The 15,052-nt window shown below is 48.4% G+C and carries 14 protein-coding genes; 12 read left to right on the top strand and 2 right to left on the bottom strand.

Translation table 11 applies throughout. The features are described from left to right. Positions 1-2: 2 nt before the first annotated feature. The 4 genes from rimI to E8L90_RS20520 all read left to right on the top strand — a co-directional run bounded on the left by rimI (position 3) and on the right by E8L90_RS20520 (position 5,394). Entirely contained in the window at positions 3-458 is a 456-nt protein-coding gene (gene rimI, locus E8L90_RS20535; RefSeq protein WP_137031066.1) for a ribosomal protein S18-alanine N-acetyltransferase, read from the top strand. Continuing rightward, positions 458-1,540 (top strand): tRNA (adenosine(37)-N6)-threonylcarbamoyltransferase complex transferase subunit TsaD, encoded by a 1,083-nt coding sequence (gene tsaD, locus E8L90_RS20530; RefSeq protein WP_137031065.1) that lies wholly within the window; start codon positions 458-460, stop codon positions 1,538-1,540. The genes rimI and tsaD overlap by 1 nt, the downstream gene beginning before the upstream one ends. 182 nt (positions 1,541-1,722) lie before the next feature. Next, a complete protein-coding gene (locus E8L90_RS20525; protein ID WP_137031063.1) occupies positions 1,723-2,688 on the top strand; it encodes an alpha/beta hydrolase in 966 nt (321 codons plus the stop codon). Between the two features lie 468 nt (positions 2,689-3,156). Then, complete coding sequence (locus tag E8L90_RS20520) at positions 3,157-5,394, top strand: hypothetical protein (RefSeq protein ID WP_137031061.1); 2,238 nt, start codon at positions 3,157-3,159, stop codon at positions 5,392-5,394. A gap of 8 nt (positions 5,395-5,402) precedes the next feature. Here E8L90_RS20520 and E8L90_RS20515 read toward each other — a convergent pair whose 3' ends face one another. After that, a complete protein-coding gene (locus tag E8L90_RS20515) occupies positions 5,403-7,337 on the bottom strand; it encodes an ABC-F family ATP-binding cassette domain-containing protein (RefSeq protein WP_137031059.1) in 1,935 nt (644 codons plus the stop codon). 106 nt (positions 7,338-7,443) lie between these two features. On the opposite strand from E8L90_RS20515, the gene E8L90_RS20510 reads away from it, so the two are divergent. The 6 genes from E8L90_RS20510 (at position 7,444) to E8L90_RS20485 (ending at position 11,412) form a co-directional block, all read left to right on the top strand. Then, positions 7,444-8,022, top strand: coding sequence for a 5-formyltetrahydrofolate cyclo-ligase (locus E8L90_RS20510; RefSeq protein ID WP_137031058.1), 579 nt, complete (start codon positions 7,444-7,446; stop codon positions 8,020-8,022). A 131-nt stretch (positions 8,023-8,153) separates the two neighbouring features. Continuing rightward, on the top strand, positions 8,154-8,669 hold the full coding sequence (locus E8L90_RS20505; protein WP_137031057.1) for a MogA/MoaB family molybdenum cofactor biosynthesis protein: 516 nt from the start codon (positions 8,154-8,156) through the stop codon (positions 8,667-8,669). Next, the gene (locus tag E8L90_RS20500; RefSeq protein WP_137031056.1) at positions 8,663-9,664 is read left to right on the top strand and encodes a molybdopterin-binding protein; all 1,002 of its coding nucleotides are present in this window, start codon (positions 8,663-8,665) and stop codon (positions 9,662-9,664) included. Before E8L90_RS20505 ends, E8L90_RS20500 begins: the two co-directional genes overlap by 7 nt. 61 nt (positions 9,665-9,725) lie before the next feature. Next, positions 9,726-10,091, top strand: coding sequence for a twin-arginine translocase TatA/TatE family subunit (locus E8L90_RS20495; protein ID WP_137031054.1), 366 nt, complete (start codon positions 9,726-9,728; stop codon positions 10,089-10,091). A gap of 21 nt (positions 10,092-10,112) precedes the next feature. Beyond that, positions 10,113-10,892 (top strand): twin-arginine translocase subunit TatC, encoded by a 780-nt coding sequence (gene tatC, locus E8L90_RS20490; protein WP_137031053.1) that lies wholly within the window; start codon positions 10,113-10,115, stop codon positions 10,890-10,892. Between the two features lie 100 nt (positions 10,893-10,992). After that, positions 10,993-11,412: a hypothetical protein gene (locus E8L90_RS20485; RefSeq protein WP_137031051.1), complete on the top strand. Its 420-nt coding sequence runs from the start codon at positions 10,993-10,995 to the stop codon at positions 11,410-11,412. A 66-nt stretch (positions 11,413-11,478) separates the two neighbouring features. Here the strand turns inward: E8L90_RS20485 and E8L90_RS20480 are convergent, their stop codons facing one another. Further along, positions 11,479-12,798, bottom strand: coding sequence for a CAP domain-containing protein (locus E8L90_RS20480; protein ID WP_137031049.1), 1,320 nt, complete (start codon positions 12,796-12,798; stop codon positions 11,479-11,481). Between the two features lie 258 nt (positions 12,799-13,056). Between E8L90_RS20480 and groES the strand changes: the two genes are divergently transcribed. Further along, on the top strand, positions 13,057-13,341 hold the full coding sequence (groES, locus tag E8L90_RS20475; protein ID WP_007721023.1) for a co-chaperone GroES: 285 nt from the start codon (positions 13,057-13,059) through the stop codon (positions 13,339-13,341). A gap of 55 nt (positions 13,342-13,396) precedes the next feature. After that, positions 13,397-15,028, top strand: coding sequence for a chaperonin GroEL (gene groL, locus E8L90_RS20470; protein WP_017246591.1), 1,632 nt, complete (start codon positions 13,397-13,399; stop codon positions 15,026-15,028). Positions 15,029-15,052 lie beyond the last annotated feature (24 nt).

The following is a 15,052-nucleotide window of genomic DNA, read 5'->3' as shown; positions in this document are numbered from 1 at the left end:
GCATGAGTCAACCAATCGATTTGGAATATCGTTATATGACGATGCAGGACGTTGGGGCTGTGGCAGAGCTGGAGCGTTTGGCTTTTACAACTCCATGGCCGCATGATGCATTTGTCAACGAGCTGACGATAAATCCAAATGCACGCTATGTAGTCGTCGCTCATCAAAATCGGATTATTGCTTATTGTGGCATGTGGATCGTGATCGATGAGGCACATATTACAAATATCGCCGTCCATCCACTATATCGTGGAAAAAAGGTTGGATTGGCACTGATGATCAAAATGATGGGTGTTGCCAAGATGCAGGGTGCCCATAGCATGACGCTGGAAGTTCGACCTTCGAACACAGTCGCGCGGAACATGTATATCAAGCTCGGCTTTAAAGAGCATGGGCGGCGCAAGAGATATTATTCAGATAACAATGAGGACGCAATCATTATGTGGGTGACATTGTAATGAACAAGACGTATACGTCGCGCTACGAGAAGCGCATACAGCAAAAATACGAAGCACATAGGGAATCAGGTGCTCCTACTTATATTTTAGGAATTGAAACAAGCTGCGACGAGACATCAGCAGCTGTCATCCGTGATGGCAGAGAGGTACTGTCGAACGTCATCGCTTCCCAAGCCGATATCCATAAAAGGTTTGGCGGAGTCGTGCCGGAGGTGGCTTCTCGCAGACATGTAGAGAACATTACGCTTACCATCGAAGAGGCTCTGACCGAGGCTGGGAAAACGTTGGATGACATCCAAGCAATTGCGGTGACGTACGGGCCCGGGCTTGTCGGAGCCCTGTTAGTTGGCGTGGCAGCAGCAAAAGCCATTTCTATGGCCAGAGGAATCCCGCTAATTGGCGTGCATCATATCGCGGGTCATATTTACGCGAATCGTCTGGTGCAGGAAATGGAGTTTCCGCTGATCGCACTCGTCGTATCAGGCGGGCATACAGAGCTTGTCTGGATGAAGGAGCACGGTCAGTTCGAGATTTTGGGAGAAACGCGCGACGACGCTGCAGGGGAAGCGTACGACAAGGTAGCACGAGCGCTGAATATGCCGTATCCAGGTGGACCGCATATTGATCGCCTCGCACATGAAGGAAAGGCAAATGTACCGCTCCCTCGTTCCTGGCTTGCGCCAGACTCCTACGATTTTAGCTTCAGTGGCTTGAAGTCAGCTGTGCTCAATACCTTGCACAATGCAGCTCAGCGAGGAGAGACGATCGAACCGGCGAATCTAGCTGCGAGCTTCCAAGACTCTGTAACGGAAGTGCTCGTAGAAAAGACGATTCGGGCAGCTCGTTCTCATGGAGCGAAGCAGGTATTGCTGGCTGGCGGCGTTGCGGCCAATCGCGGATTGCGTGAGCGGTTGCAGGCAAGGTGCGAGGCAGAAGGAATTCCGTTGGTGATCCCACCGATCACGCTATGCACAGACAACGCTGCGATGATTGCGGCAGCAGGCTTTATCAAGTATGAAAAAGGACAGTTTGAGGGCCTTGATTTGAACGGAGTCCCAAGTTTGTCGCTTTCAGAGCAATAGAGTGAATGGATGCTCAGGCTGTCGAGAAAGTCGACAGCCATTTTTATTTCACTTGGTTTTAAGGCGACACCGCGTTAATTTACTATAATTATTATAATTACATAGAGCTTCCATTGATGATAAAATGAACTTATCTAACTAAAATGAGTTTTGTCACTAAATTCAAAATCTAGGACTAAGCGATGAAAACTACCGTAAAAAAACGTATGCTGAAAAATTTAATAGTGGTACTCTTACTGCTAGGTATCGGAAGTATATGGCAAGACGTGATGATAGACAAAGAATCTCGTAAGTTTTTGCCACAAGGAAATTTATATACAATCAATTCTCACAACATGCATTTATACGGTTTGGGTGAGGGTAATACCACTATTGTTTTTATTGCAGGTTCAGGAACACCCAATGCTTTTACCGATTATTATTATTACCAGCAAGAATTGCAGCAATATGCGAGAACCGTTAGCTATGATCGTGCGGGGTTTGGCTGGAGTGAAAAAACAAACATTCCAAGGACAATTGATACGATCGTGGAAGAATTGCATGAGCTACTTAAAAAAGCAAATGAATCGCCGCCATACCTTTTAGTGGGACATTCTCTTGCTTCATTGGAGGTTATTCGTTTTGCCCAGCAATATCCTGATGAAGTAAAAGGAATCCTATTACTGGATAGCGGTAGTCCCGAATATTATGCAAATGATTTAGAAGCCAAGTCGTTAATCCTAAATAGATTCACGGCAGGACTGCGAGTCACAGGGATTGCCAGAGCATTAGGGAGTGCAGGCATTTTGCTCCCGTTCGCTGGAGAAAATTTGCGTTATGATTTACTTCCAAACGAAATGAAAGAAATCGATATCGCTATGTACTATAGGCATCTAGGGGACTCTAGTAATCTCAATTTTATAAGCCACATGAATGAAAATGCGAAAGTAGTAATGGATGGAGGATATTTGAAAGATATTCCATTCCTGATTTTATCATCAGAGAGTGGAAGTGATTGGGACGAAGTGCAACAGCAGCTTTTACATTGGTCTAACAAGAGCGTTCGGGAAACAATTCCGGCTTCTCAACATTACATCCATTGGTCGAATAAAGAGGTCGTTCTCAAGAAAATTGTAGAAACACTTACTCTGATCAGTAAAGACAAATAATCGGGCTTCCCCCAGTCATCCGGCTCCTGTTTCCCTACCTCTTGGACCATGCCCTCAGAATTTCCACGATACCAGGCTATCTCGTCAAGCTGAGCATCTCTGAAGTTAAATCAGAGATGCTTTACCGTAACCTTCATTTTCAGATCGACGATTTGTTTCATAATCGCAGAAAACTCCTCGAATTTCGCTTCCTGCAAGAAGCTCTCATTCTCCTGATAATCTTCTTGGCGTTCCTCCAGAACTATTACACTCCTATATTCGCTAGCAGAGGCAAAAAGGTTCAGCTGTTTCCGTCTATCTACCTACAATTTATCCACATCACAGGATAACTTTCTGGGTTGTTCACATCTACTCCTGTGAATACTGGTGATAACACGAGAAAATGACCGGGAAAACCGCATACACCCTGTGGATTACTCTGTGGAAAATGTGGATAAAAAAGTCGAGTTATCAACAGGAGGGAGACTCGTGAGAAAGAAACTCGCATTGATTTACTTGTTATTCCTGATATTGTCTCTTGCTACAAATATAGGAAAACCATTGGTAGCAAAGGAAAAACAACAGGTCATCATGCTGTTTGTGGAGGGGATGTCGTTTCATGATCTTGAGCAGCTAAAAAAGTTATCGACTGTGGATAAATGGTTGGATGGTGCAGGAGCTGGGGCTCTGTCCATAAGAACACCCGGATCGCGCACAGCCGCAAACGGCTATCTGCTCATGGGGAGCGGAGGTCAAGCGCTTTACTCGGATAAGAGCGGGACAGGCTATCATCCGTATGAAGCGCTCTCGTCGAAGGAAACAGCCGGTGAACGGGCGCAAGAGCTAGGCAGTGATCAGGCGACGGAGGTAGCGCGCTCCTCGATCATTTTTCCGGGTATTTTCCGGCTCTTGGCAGATAATCGGGAGAAACCATATTCTGCGCAAATCGGGCTTCTTGGGACCGTGCTTGCAGCAAACAACATTCAGGTCGCTTTATATGGAAATGGTGACTATGAGGATACCCGACAGAGACATGCCGTTCTGTTTGCGATGGATCAACAAGGAAGGGTTCCGACGGGGGACATTTCTGCAAAAAGCATGGAGCTCCTTCGTGGCTATCCGTACGGGATCAAGACAAACTACGCTTACTTGCTTGAGAAAATCCACAATGAGCATCAAGCAGGCTTGATCATTGCACAACTCTCAGATTTATCCCGGCTATACCAGTTGAGTGCAGATATGGACCCAGGTCAGTTTACCCGGCAGTATCAGCACGTTTTGCGCGACTTGTCCCTTTTCCTTGAACAGCTCCTTGTGGAACGTAAACCACACCAACGCATTGTATTGGCATCGCCAGCCGTCAATCATATGGCGACAAAAGAAAAGGCTCTCTTATCTCCAGTGATGATTTGGGGAGAGAAAACGAGTGGAGTTTTGACATCATCTACCACGAGGCAGTCGGGATTAGTCAGCGGACTGGATATGGTACCAACTATACTGTCTTGGCTGGACATATCCGTACCAAAAGGGTTGGCTGGTCATGTTATACGTACCGAAAAAGGGAACGGTCTCACTGCCCTACAGAATCAGGTAGACGAGATTCATCATACATATGCGACACGGCCAGCAGTGCTCTATACCTACGTCATGCTGCAGATTGTCATTGTAGGGTGTGCGGTCGTTCTCTGGTGGTACGGTCGGAAGGGGGAAGGAGCAGGACTTTTGTGGCTTCGTAGAGGAATACGTCTCGCGCTGCTGGCTTTATTATGGTTTCCTGCATTGCTTTTGGCAGAGAGCCTGCTCGACTGGCAGGTTTCTGGCGTGATTGTCTTGGGAGGACTCATCATGACTGCCTTGATCGCGGCTTTTTGGCAGGAAGCTCATACTCTCCAGCGAATCGTGATGACAGTTAGCGGGGTCACGACAGCCATTCTGCTGGTAGACGGATGGACTGGCGCTCATTTGATGCGGCAATCGTACCTCGGATATGATCCAGTAATCGGAGCAAGGTTTTACGGGTTAGGAAATGAATACGAAGGGGTCCTGATCGGCAGCACGATCATGCTTGTGGCTTCGCTATACGAGAGAATGCATGGGGGACAAAAAGAGCTAAGTGGGGAAAATAAATGGTTGCCTGCTGTCTCCGTGGTCATATACAGTGTCGTGCTTTACTATATGGTGGCACCGAACCTGGGAACGGACGCAGGCGGTTTTCTTGCGGGGCTGATCGGATTTACCGTGGCATTGTCACGTCTTGAGGGCTGGCGAATCGGAAAAAAAGGCCTCCTGCTGTTGGCAGGCGGCCTGGTTATGGGTATATGCTGTTTGATGGCAATCAGTCTCATGTCAGATCAGCCCTTGACTCATGTCGGACGTCTTTCCCAGCAGATTGTAAATGGGGAATGGTCCGAGGTAGGGCAGATGATTGAACGCAAGCTGGCGATGAATCTCCGCTTGATTCGCGTTTCCATTTGGAGCAAAGCATTTGTCGTCTCCCTGATTGCTCTAGGCGTTCTCACCTTGAAAAACGACCGCTTTTTGCACCATCTAGCGAAGGACACGCCTTACTTGGTCAAAGGCTTTGCTGGTGTCATTGTGGGAGCACTAGCTGGGCTGATCCTCAATGACTCGGGCATCGTCACAGCAGCTACCTGCATAACCTTTCTGGTGATTCCTGCTCTCTATGCCGCCTTGGAGGAGCCTGCGCAGGAGCGCTGTTCTACGTGAAGAGGGGATTACTCCTCTGATAGCGCACTCCACTCGTCATACAACTGCTCCAGTTCTTCCTTGGCAGCATGGATTTGATCGTTGCGTTCTTTTGCCTGCACATGATCGCTATAAATTTCCGGGAGACAGAGCTCTTCTTCCCATTTGACAATGTCGGCCTCTCGTTTTTGGATCGTGACCTCAATCTCTTCCAAACGGCGCTGACGTTGACGCTCGCGACGCTTCGCTTCCTTATCCAGCTCATAAGAGGATTTCTCAGGCTGTGCCGCTACGGTACCGCCTTGTTTTTTTGCGGGCTGCGCTGCTTGTTCGGCTGCGAGCTCTTCCAGCTCCTGCTTTTTCTCCACAAAGTAATCGTAGTTACCCAAATAGCTGGTCACGCCATCACCTGTCAGCTCTAAGACGCGGGTGGCAATCTTGTTTAAGAAGTAACGGTCATGGGAGACGAACAGGATCGTACCTGGATAATCGTACAGGGCGTTCTCGAGCACTTCCTTGCTGAAAATATCCAAGTGGTTCGTCGGCTCGTCGAAGATCAGGAAGTTTGCTTGCTTCAGCATGAGCTTTGCCAGAGAGACGCGTGCACGCTCTCCTCCAGACAGGTCGCTGATCTTCTTTTGTACATCATCACCGCTAAACAAGAAGTTGCCGAGCAAGGTGCGGACGTCCTTTTCCAGCATGTTCGGGTATTCATCCCAAATTTCGCCGAGTACCGTATTCCGTTCGTTCAGGTTCCGATGCTCCTGGTCGTAGTACCCGATTGTTACATTACTTCCGAAATGAATATCGCCGCGCAGCTTCGGCAACTGTTCCACAATCGTTTTTAACAGCGTCGATTTCCCAATACCATTGGGACCGACCAAGGCCACGCGTTCTTCGCGCTCGATTTCAAACGTAAGGCCTTGAGAAAGGACAGCATCCGGGTAGCCAATCCCGACGTTGTTTGCTTTCATCACAATGGTGCCGCTCATTTTCACCACATCAAAGGAGAAGTGGACGGATTTGTTGTTCATAATCGGCTTGTCCAAGCGGTCTATCTTTTCCAACGTCTTGCGTCGGCTCTGCGCTCGCTTGGTCGTCGTAGCCCGAGCGATGTTTCGCGCGATGAAATCCTCCAGCTTGGCAATCTCATCCTGCTGCTTTTCGAATCGCTTCAGGTCCTGTTCGAGCCGAGCCGCCTTTTCATCGAGGAAGCGGCTATAGTTACCGACATAGCGGGTAGCGCGTGTCCGTTCGATTTCATATACCACGGTCACGAGCTTGTCCAGGAAGTAACGGTCATGGGAAACTACGAGAATGGCGCCCTCGTAGTTTTGCAAATACATCTCCAGCCAAGTCAATGTCTCGATGTCCAGGTAGTTCGTCGGCTCATCCAGCAGGAGAATGGTAGGGGATTGGAGCAACAGCTTGGCTAATGCCAGACGAGTCTTTTGTCCGCCGCTCAATGTGCGGATCGGCGTCGTGTAATCGAAGTCCGCAAAGCGCAGACCATGCAAGACCCCACGAATCGCCCCTTCGTAGCTGTATCCGCCTTTTTCCTTAAAGGCTTCCGAGCGGTGAGAGTAATTTTCCAACAGCTGCTGGTAACGCTTCTCATCAGCGAGAATAGCCGGATCTCCCATTTTGGCCTCAAGCTCACGAAGCTCCAGCTCTTCCTTTTGCAAATGGGAAAATACGGAGAGCAACTCATCCCAAATTGATCGTTCCGATTCAAGGCCGCTGTTTTGTGCTAAATACCCGAGGGTTACATCCTTTGGAATGCGGATAATTCCTTTGTCGTAGCTTAGCTCGCCGGCGAGGATCTTCATCAGCGTCGATTTGCCTGCACCATTTACGCCAACCAGCCCAACCCGTTCCCCGGTTTGAATTTGCAGGGAGATGTCTTGTAGAATGGTTTCGATACCGTACGTTTTTTCTATATGTTCAGCTTGTAGCAAAATCATCGGATTCACCTCTTTATATACTAATGCCAGTGTAGCCTAGAGAGAGCGCATGGGACAAGCCTCGTGGGAATGTCCCATGCGTGTGACGAAAGAGGGATAGGTTGTCATGGACCAAAAAACGAATAAAAAACAGCTGCGGAGCCATATTTTGGAGAGGCGCAAGTCCATGTCTGCAAAGGAACGGGAGCAGCTTTCCAGAGAAGTGTGCGATCATTTGCTTTCTAATGAAAGGCTGGCTGATGCCAAAGTAATTATGGCTTTCCATCCTTTTGGCGATGAACTGGATATCCTGCCCTTTCTACATGAGGCAAAAAAGCGAGGCCAAGACATATGGCTACCGTTCACAAACGTTGCCGAGAGACGTCTCATTCCCTATCGGTATACAGGCCCGCACATGCTAAAGCAAGGAGTCTACGGGATTTGGGAGCCAGACCCTGCTCTGGCAGAGGAAGCGGACGTTTCACACTTGGATGCGATCATTGTTCCCGGTGTTGCTTTTGATAGCAAGGGCGGACGTATGGGGTATGGCGGTGGTTATTATGATCGCTTCCTGGCAACGCTGAAAAAGCTCCCGTTCTTGGTTGGAGTCGGCTTCTCTATTCAGGTTGTGGAGCATGTGCCCTTAGAGCCTCATGATGTTTTGCTAGATGCAGTTGTTACCGAAAAAGGTCTTCTGCATTTTTGAATGTTTTGTGTCAGTAGCTATGTCATGCCTTCTACTGTCGCGAATGGTGCTATCCGCCAAGGAAAAACGACGAGACGTTTTTGACAGAAAAGTGTACAATACTATCGAATGAGAAACCGGAGGAATGTATCGTGAGCAAATGGAAGGTAGGCGTTATTTCTGCAAGTGATTCGATTGCCAGAGGAGATCGTGTGGACGATCGTATGCCAATCGTTCGTCATCTGACAAGGGAATGGCTTCACGTAGATGTCGCTGTATACCGTGCCGTTAGTGATGATATGGAAGATCTGAAAGAACATATGATTGAACTCGTAGACCGCGAAAAATGCGATCTGTTGATTGTTACGGGGGGCACAGGACTTAGCCCGCGTGACGTTACGCCAGAAGTGACAGCGTGGGTCATTGACAGACCAGTCCCAGGCTTGGCCGAAGAAATGCGCCGTGCTGGTTTGAAGCAATCCAGACGGGCGATGTTGACCCGTGCAGTTGCAGGAACGAGGGGTAATTCGTTGATTATCAACCTCCCTGGAAATCCGAAAGGCGTAGAAATCTGTTTCAATGCGATTGGCGATATGCTGTCCGACGCTTTGCATATTTTGCAAGGAACGGGAGAAGCAAACGAAGATTGGGGAGGATTGCATTGGTAGAAAAACCTCAGATGCGGGAAGTGCCAGTGCGTGAAGCGATCGGAATGATGCTTCCTCACGATATGACGCAAATTTTGCCTGGAGAATTCAAAGGACGCTTGTTTAAAAAAGGACATGTTGTCACCGAGGCGGATATTGAGCCGCTGTTGTCCATTGGCAAAGAACATATTTATGTACTGGAGATGCCAGAAGGCTACATCCATGAGGAAGAAGCGGGCATTCGTATTGCGAAGGCTGTATCTGGACAAGGCTTGACCTTGACGCCCCCTTATGAGGGCAAGGTGTCGATGAAGGCCGCGAGAACAGGTTTAGCCAAAATCAACGAGGAAGCTGTCCATGCGTTGAATAAGCTCGAAGGAATTGCGTTCTCCACGATTTACGGCGATCAGGTCGTGCATCCGGGACATACTTTGGCAGCTACGAGAATCATCCCGTTAATTATGGAAGAGTCTCGAATCATCGAGCTGGAGCAGCTGGCCAAACAGTTTGATGAACCGATTGTCCAAGTAAAAACGTTTCAAGATAAAAGAGTGGGACTTGTTACGACAGGGGGAGAAGTTTTCTCTGGCAGGATTGCAGACAAGTTCGGTCCTGTCATTCGAAACAAGGTAGAAGCTCTCGGCTCTACTCTAGTAGACCAGCGTTTTGCGCCAGATGACAAGGAAGCGATCGAACAGCAGATTCACTCGTTCCTCGATGAAGGGGTCGATCTGATCTTGGTCACGGGGGGCATGTCTGTTGATCCAGATGACCGCACGCCTGGAGCGATTGCGGGAGTAGGAGCGGAAGTAGTGCGCTACGGTACGCCGATGCTGCCGGGCTCCATGCTGATGGTTGCTTACAAAGGCGATGTACCGATTCTCGGATTGCCGGGAGCGGTCATGCATGAAACGTTTACTTCCTTTGATGTATTTTTGCCGCGCATTTTGGCTGGGGAGCGAATTGTGGCATCCGATATGACAAGACTCGGATATGGTGGTTTACGAAAGTGCTAGCTGGTTAGACTGGCAAATAACGAAAAGCAAGCGACTTCACAAGCAAAAGGAGTGAACACGTATGAGCACAATTGGGATTCCTGGATTAATCTTAATTCTAGTTTTAGCCTTGGTGCTTTTCGGTCCGAAAAAGCTTCCGGAATTGGGACGTGCGGTAGGTCATACTTTGAAAGAATTCAAAAATGCTACGCGCAGTCTGACAAGCGACGATGAAGACGACGCTGAGGAGAAAAAACGCAAGGAGCTAGCAGCAAAAGAAGCGTCTGCCAAAACAACGCCTGTTATCGTTGAGAAGGAAGCGACGGAGCGGGAGCGAATTGAACGTGAAGTTCGTGAAAAAATGGAACGCGAGCGCTTGGAAAAAGAAATCCGCGAAAAGCTGGAGCAAGAGCGCCTGCAAATGGAAAAAGAGCAGAAGAACGCGTAACAGGTAAGGTTGGTGGTTACCATGAAGGATCAGGAAATGACAGTGGTAGAACACCTGACGGAGCTGCGCAAGCGCATCATATGGGTGCTGGCCGTGTTTATTGTCGCATTGATCGTCGGTTTTTTTCTCGCCGGTCCACTCGTGGATTATTTAAAGCAAGAACCGATTGCGGATGGCGTGCCCATTGTCTCGTTACATCCGTCAGACGCACTTCGTGTTTACATGCAGGTTGCTTTCATAGTGGGCGCTGTCATCACACTGCCTGTAGCACTTTATCACGTTTGGCGTTTTGTTTCGCCAGGGATGGAAGTACAGGAAAAGCGCGGGACGCTTTACTTCATCCCGGCGGCTTGTTTTCTGTTTATCGTTGGTATCCTGTTTGGCTACTACGTCGTTTTCCCGATGGTCATGCAGTTTATGACCAGTATTACAGCATCGATGGGTGCAGACCCGAACTACGGAATCGCGCAATACTTTGGCTTCATGTTTAATATGGTCATTCCGTTCGGGATACTGTTCCAATTGCCGATTATCGTCATGTTCCTGACGAGACTGCGCATCCTCAATCCAATGAGGCTGGCAAAGGCACGACGCTACGCTTATTTTGCACTGGCTGTCGTTGGGATTACCTTAACACCCCCTGAGATTATCAGCGATATTCTTGTGACCATCCCTTTGCTGCTTTTGTACGAGCTGAGCATTTGGCTATCACGTATTGTTTATCGCAAGCAATTGAAAGAACAAGAAGCGTGGGAACAAGAATACGGCAGTCAGGAAACAAACGAACCCGTTCAACAATGAGCATGAGAAAAGTCTTCTGTCCCGAGTGGCAGAGGACTTTTTTGTATTTCAGCAGAAATTGGGAAATACTACGGACGTTATGATCCGGGAGGTGCTGAATATGTGGCTGATCGTATGTTTGGGGTTACTCTTTTCAGGGAGTACTGCTAATGCCGCCGGGCCGGGGGAGCCTATCGAACTGTTTGATACGGACAAGCAGCGTGTTGTAGCTAGCTTTGAAAATACAGCTGGATTTCAGGAGGAAGCCCAGCAGATTTTGCAGAGTGTGAGCGGACGGGTCTTGGAGTTTAATCCATCGTTGGATTCTGCCATGATCGTAAAAATTCCGCTAGTCCCCCCAAAGTCGATGAAGTTAAAATCCGCGAGTCTCGATGCGATGATTGCAGAGATGTTTGTCATTATGCCCAAAAAAGAGGGGCGTCGTCCGTGGCTGATTCTGCATACGAAGGAATATGAGACAGTCGTTGTCGAGTTTACCAAAAAAGTTGACCATCTGAGGGAGCAAGTGAAGTTACCGTAAAGTGGTGCTTCTTCTTGTAAAAACAAGCCCGGTCGTCCATAAAAGTGACGAAACCGGGCTTTTCGATTATTTCATGGGAGTGAGGAAGGTTTGAGTGAAGTAGTCTGTAAAAACGCCCACTCCTAACTGAGTGAACCCTTTTTCGAGTACGTTTTTGCGATGACCTGGACTGTTCATCCAGCCTTCATGGGCTTCGATGGCATCCGTGTAGCCAGCTGCAATATTCTCACCGGCCATGCTATAAGCCAGAGAGGCACTTTTCATGCGGTCAAATGGATTACTCCCGGTAGTCGCAGAGATGTGATCGAAGAAATTGTTGCCCTCCATATCCATACTGTGTTTTCGTGCCACATCGGCAGCCTTTTCGTTCCATTGAAGGGGAGGAAGCTTATATCGGTAGCGAGAGACATTGACCAGATCGAGGATTTGCCGCTCAGATGCAGCATTGACCTGTTCTCGTTCACCAACACGAAGCGGCGGGGGATCAAAATTGGGTGCCTGACCTTGATAGGTCCATTTCGTTTCGTAAAAACTGCCGCGTAACAGCATTTGCGTTTCCATCATACGTACGGCGGTGACCTTGTTGCCATTCTGCTTGTCCAAGTAATAAAGGTAGGGGGTGCTGTCTTTCATAACGAGAGGGCGCTGCTGCTTTTGATTGGTGATCTGGATTTGTGCCCCCTGAAAAGAGAAAGAAACGATGTTTTGTACATTCAACTGACGCTCGAGTGATTGCTGGCTGGTGCCGACTCCGATGTTACCCAGCTTTGCTGTCGGAGCGAGCGAGTACACATCGACGACTTTGTCATTTGCGATGCCGACTTGCACGTATCGGGCAGGCTCTCGATTGTACACCCACCACTGATAGCCGAGACTGCTTGGCTCTTTGCGGGCAGGCTCACCCAATAGCTTGTGTACTTCCTTAGAAGACATGCCAAGAGCTATGTCAAAAATCGCGTTAGTTTTTTCCCCCTGAATGGGGGCTGCAGGTGGTTTGGTCGTTGCAGGCTTTTGGGGAAGCGGCAGAGAGGCAGGGACTGCATCGGGTGCAGTTTGTTTTTCAGGATGTCCGCTAGTGAATACTGGAGGTTCACCGACCCAAGCAGTTTGAGAAGTTTCATCCCAACCGATAGGCTTATTCAAGTGGCGACCGATCATGGACAGAGGTACATATAGCGTTCCTTCGTATTCTAGGGAAGCCGGTATTTCCTTACCCTCCTCCATATGGTATCCGGGCTTTTCGCTTGCGACGATTTCACGACCATCCCAATAGATGGAGGCGGGGGTAAGGTTGACCCGTATAAAGGAAGTAGTATCCGAAGTGAAGAGACGGCTGATTTCCAAGACTCCCAGGGCAATTAAGCCAATCCAGAGCCATTTGTGCATGGAACAATTCCCTCCTTAGGCCTGATTCTATGCTTCATTTATATGAGCGTGTCCGAATACTAGAACCTTTTTGCTAGAGAATGCATTTTAATAGGAGGAAGAGTAGTCAAGCAGTTGCAAATGGAAAAAAGTGAGGGAAACTACTTGCAAAGTACATAGTGATTCATTATTATAGGAATTGGGTGTTAGCACTCATAACAGTCGAGTGCTAACAACAGAAATATTGTTTACCTACATTTTTTGAGGAGGGTGTTTTTAGTGCTTAAGCCATTGGGTGACCGTGTGGTAATCGAAGCTATCTCCAAAGACGAAACGACTGCAAGCGGTATCGTTTTGCCTGATTCTGCAAAGGAAAAACCGCAAGAAGGCCGCGTAATCGCAGTAGGTTCTGGCCGTGTTGCTGACAACGGTGAGCGCATCGCTTTGGAAGTAAAAGAAGGCGATAAAGTAATCTTCTCCAAATACGCTGGTACTGAAGTAAAGGTAGACAACAAAGAATACCTCGTGCTGCGCGAATCCGATATCCTCGCGATCATCGGTTAAGGCTCTTAACATAGGAAGTCGAACGAATAAACACATAACAGGAGGTTGAGTTTAGATGGCTAAACAAGTCAAATTCTCTGAAGACGCTCGCCGCTCCATGCTGCGCGGTGTTGAAACTTTGGCAAATGCGGTTAAAGTAACCCTCGGTCCAAAAGGCCGTAACGTGGTTCTTGAGAAAAAATTCGGTTCTCCGTTGATCACCAACGACGGTGTAACCATCGCGAAAGAAATCGAGCTGGAAGACGCTTACGAAAACATGGGTGCGCAACTGGTTAAAGAAGTTGCTACCAAAACCAACGACATCGCTGGTGACGGTACAACAACTGCAACTGTACTTGCTGCAGCTATGATCCGTGAAGGTCTGAAAAACGTAACTGCTGGCGCTAACCCAATGGTTATCCGTCGTGGTATGGAAAAAGCAGTTCGTGCAGCTGTAGAAGAAATCAAATCCATCGCGAAGCCGGTTGAGAACAAATCCTCTATCGCGCAAGTAGCTGCTATTTCCGCTGACGATCCAGAAGTAGGTAACCTGATCGCTGAAGCAATGGAAAAAGTGGGCAAAGATGGTGTAATCACTGTTGAAGAATCCAAAGGATTCGTAACAGAACTGGAAGTAGTAGAAGGTATGCAATTTGACCGTGGCTACGCTTCCCCTTACATGATCACTGACACTGACAAGATGGAAGCGGTTCTGAACAACCCTTACATCCTGATCACTGACAAAAAAATCTCCAACATCCAGGAAGTTCTGCCTGTACTCGAGCAAGTTGTACAAAGCGGCAAACCACTCCTGATCATCGCTGAAGATGTTGAAGGCGAAGCGCTCGCTACTCTCGTAGTGAACAAACTGCGTGGTACCTTCACAGCTGTAGCGGTTAAAGCTCCTGGCTTTGGCGACCGCCGCAAAGCTATGCTGCAAGACATCGCTGCTCTGACTGGTGGCGAAGTGATCACAGAAGAGCTGGGTCTAGACCTGAAATCCACTAAGCTGGAGCAATTAGGCCGCGCTGGCAAAATCGTGGTTACAAAAGAAAACACAACTGTTGTTGAAGGTGCTGGAGACAAGGCTTCCATCGAGGGCCGCGTAACACAAATCCGTCAACAAATCGAAGATACGACTTCCGATTTCGATCGTGAAAAACTGCAAGAGCGTCTGGCTAAATTGGCTGGCGGTGTAGCAGTAATCAAAGTCGGTGCAGCAACTGAAACCGAACTGAAAGAGAAGAAACTTCGCATCGAGGACGCTCTGAACTCTACTCGCGCAGCAGTAGAAGAAGGTATCGTACCTGGTGGTGGTACTACTTTGATCAACGCAATCAAAGCGGTTGAAGCGATCAATGTAGGTGGCGAAGAGGCTGTAGGTGTACAAATCGTACTCCGTTCCCTGGAAGAGCCAGTTCGTCAAATCGCTGCGAACGCAGGACTCGAAGGTTCTGTAATCGTAGAGCGTCTGAAAAAAGAAGCAGTGGGCATCGGTTTCAACGCAGCTACTGAAGAGTATGTAAACATGCTCGAAGCTGGTATCGTTGACGCGGCGAAAGTTACTCGCTCCGCACTGTCCAACGCTGCATCCGTAGCGGCTATGTTCCTGACTACAGAAGCAGTAATCGCTGACAAACCAGAAGAAAACAAAGCTCCTATGGGCATGCCAGATATGGGTGGCATGGGCGGTATGGGCATGATGTAAGAAAGCGGCTCGCCGTTTTCTTCA

The organism is Brevibacillus antibioticus, assembly GCF_005217615.1.
In the GTDB taxonomy this organism is placed as follows: domain Bacteria; phylum Bacillota; class Bacilli; order Brevibacillales; family Brevibacillaceae; genus Brevibacillus; species Brevibacillus antibioticus.
The sequence above is the reverse complement of the archived record's forward strand: the minus strand, read 5'-3'. Positions and strand labels throughout refer to the sequence as shown.

Excerpts from the sequence above, each read along its gene's own strand:
- E8L90_RS20480 (WP_137031049.1), bottom strand. The coding sequence starts at position 12,798 with ATGCACAAATGGCTCTGGATTGGCTTAATTGCCCTGGGAGTCTTGGAA.
- E8L90_RS20485 (WP_137031051.1), top strand. The coding sequence starts at position 10,993 with ATGTGGCTGATCGTATGTTTGGGGTTACTCTTTTCAGGGAGTACTGCT.
- E8L90_RS20525 (WP_137031063.1), top strand. The coding sequence starts at position 1,723 with ATGAAAACTACCGTAAAAAAACGTATGCTGAAAAATTTAATAGTGGTA.
- E8L90_RS20515 (WP_137031059.1), bottom strand. The coding sequence starts at position 7,337 with ATGATTTTGCTACAAGCTGAACATATAGAAAAAACGTACGGTATCGAA.
- rimI (WP_137031066.1), top strand. The coding sequence starts at position 3 with ATGAGTCAACCAATCGATTTGGAATATCGTTATATGACGATGCAGGAC.
- E8L90_RS20510 (WP_137031058.1), top strand. The coding sequence starts at position 7,444 with ATGGACCAAAAAACGAATAAAAAACAGCTGCGGAGCCATATTTTGGAG.
- tatC (WP_137031053.1), top strand. The coding sequence starts at position 10,113 with ATGAAGGATCAGGAAATGACAGTGGTAGAACACCTGACGGAGCTGCGC.
- groL (WP_017246591.1), top strand. The coding sequence starts at position 13,397 with ATGGCTAAACAAGTCAAATTCTCTGAAGACGCTCGCCGCTCCATGCTG.
- E8L90_RS20495 (WP_137031054.1), top strand. The coding sequence starts at position 9,726 with ATGAGCACAATTGGGATTCCTGGATTAATCTTAATTCTAGTTTTAGCC.
- tsaD (WP_137031065.1), top strand. The coding sequence starts at position 458 with ATGAACAAGACGTATACGTCGCGCTACGAGAAGCGCATACAGCAAAAA.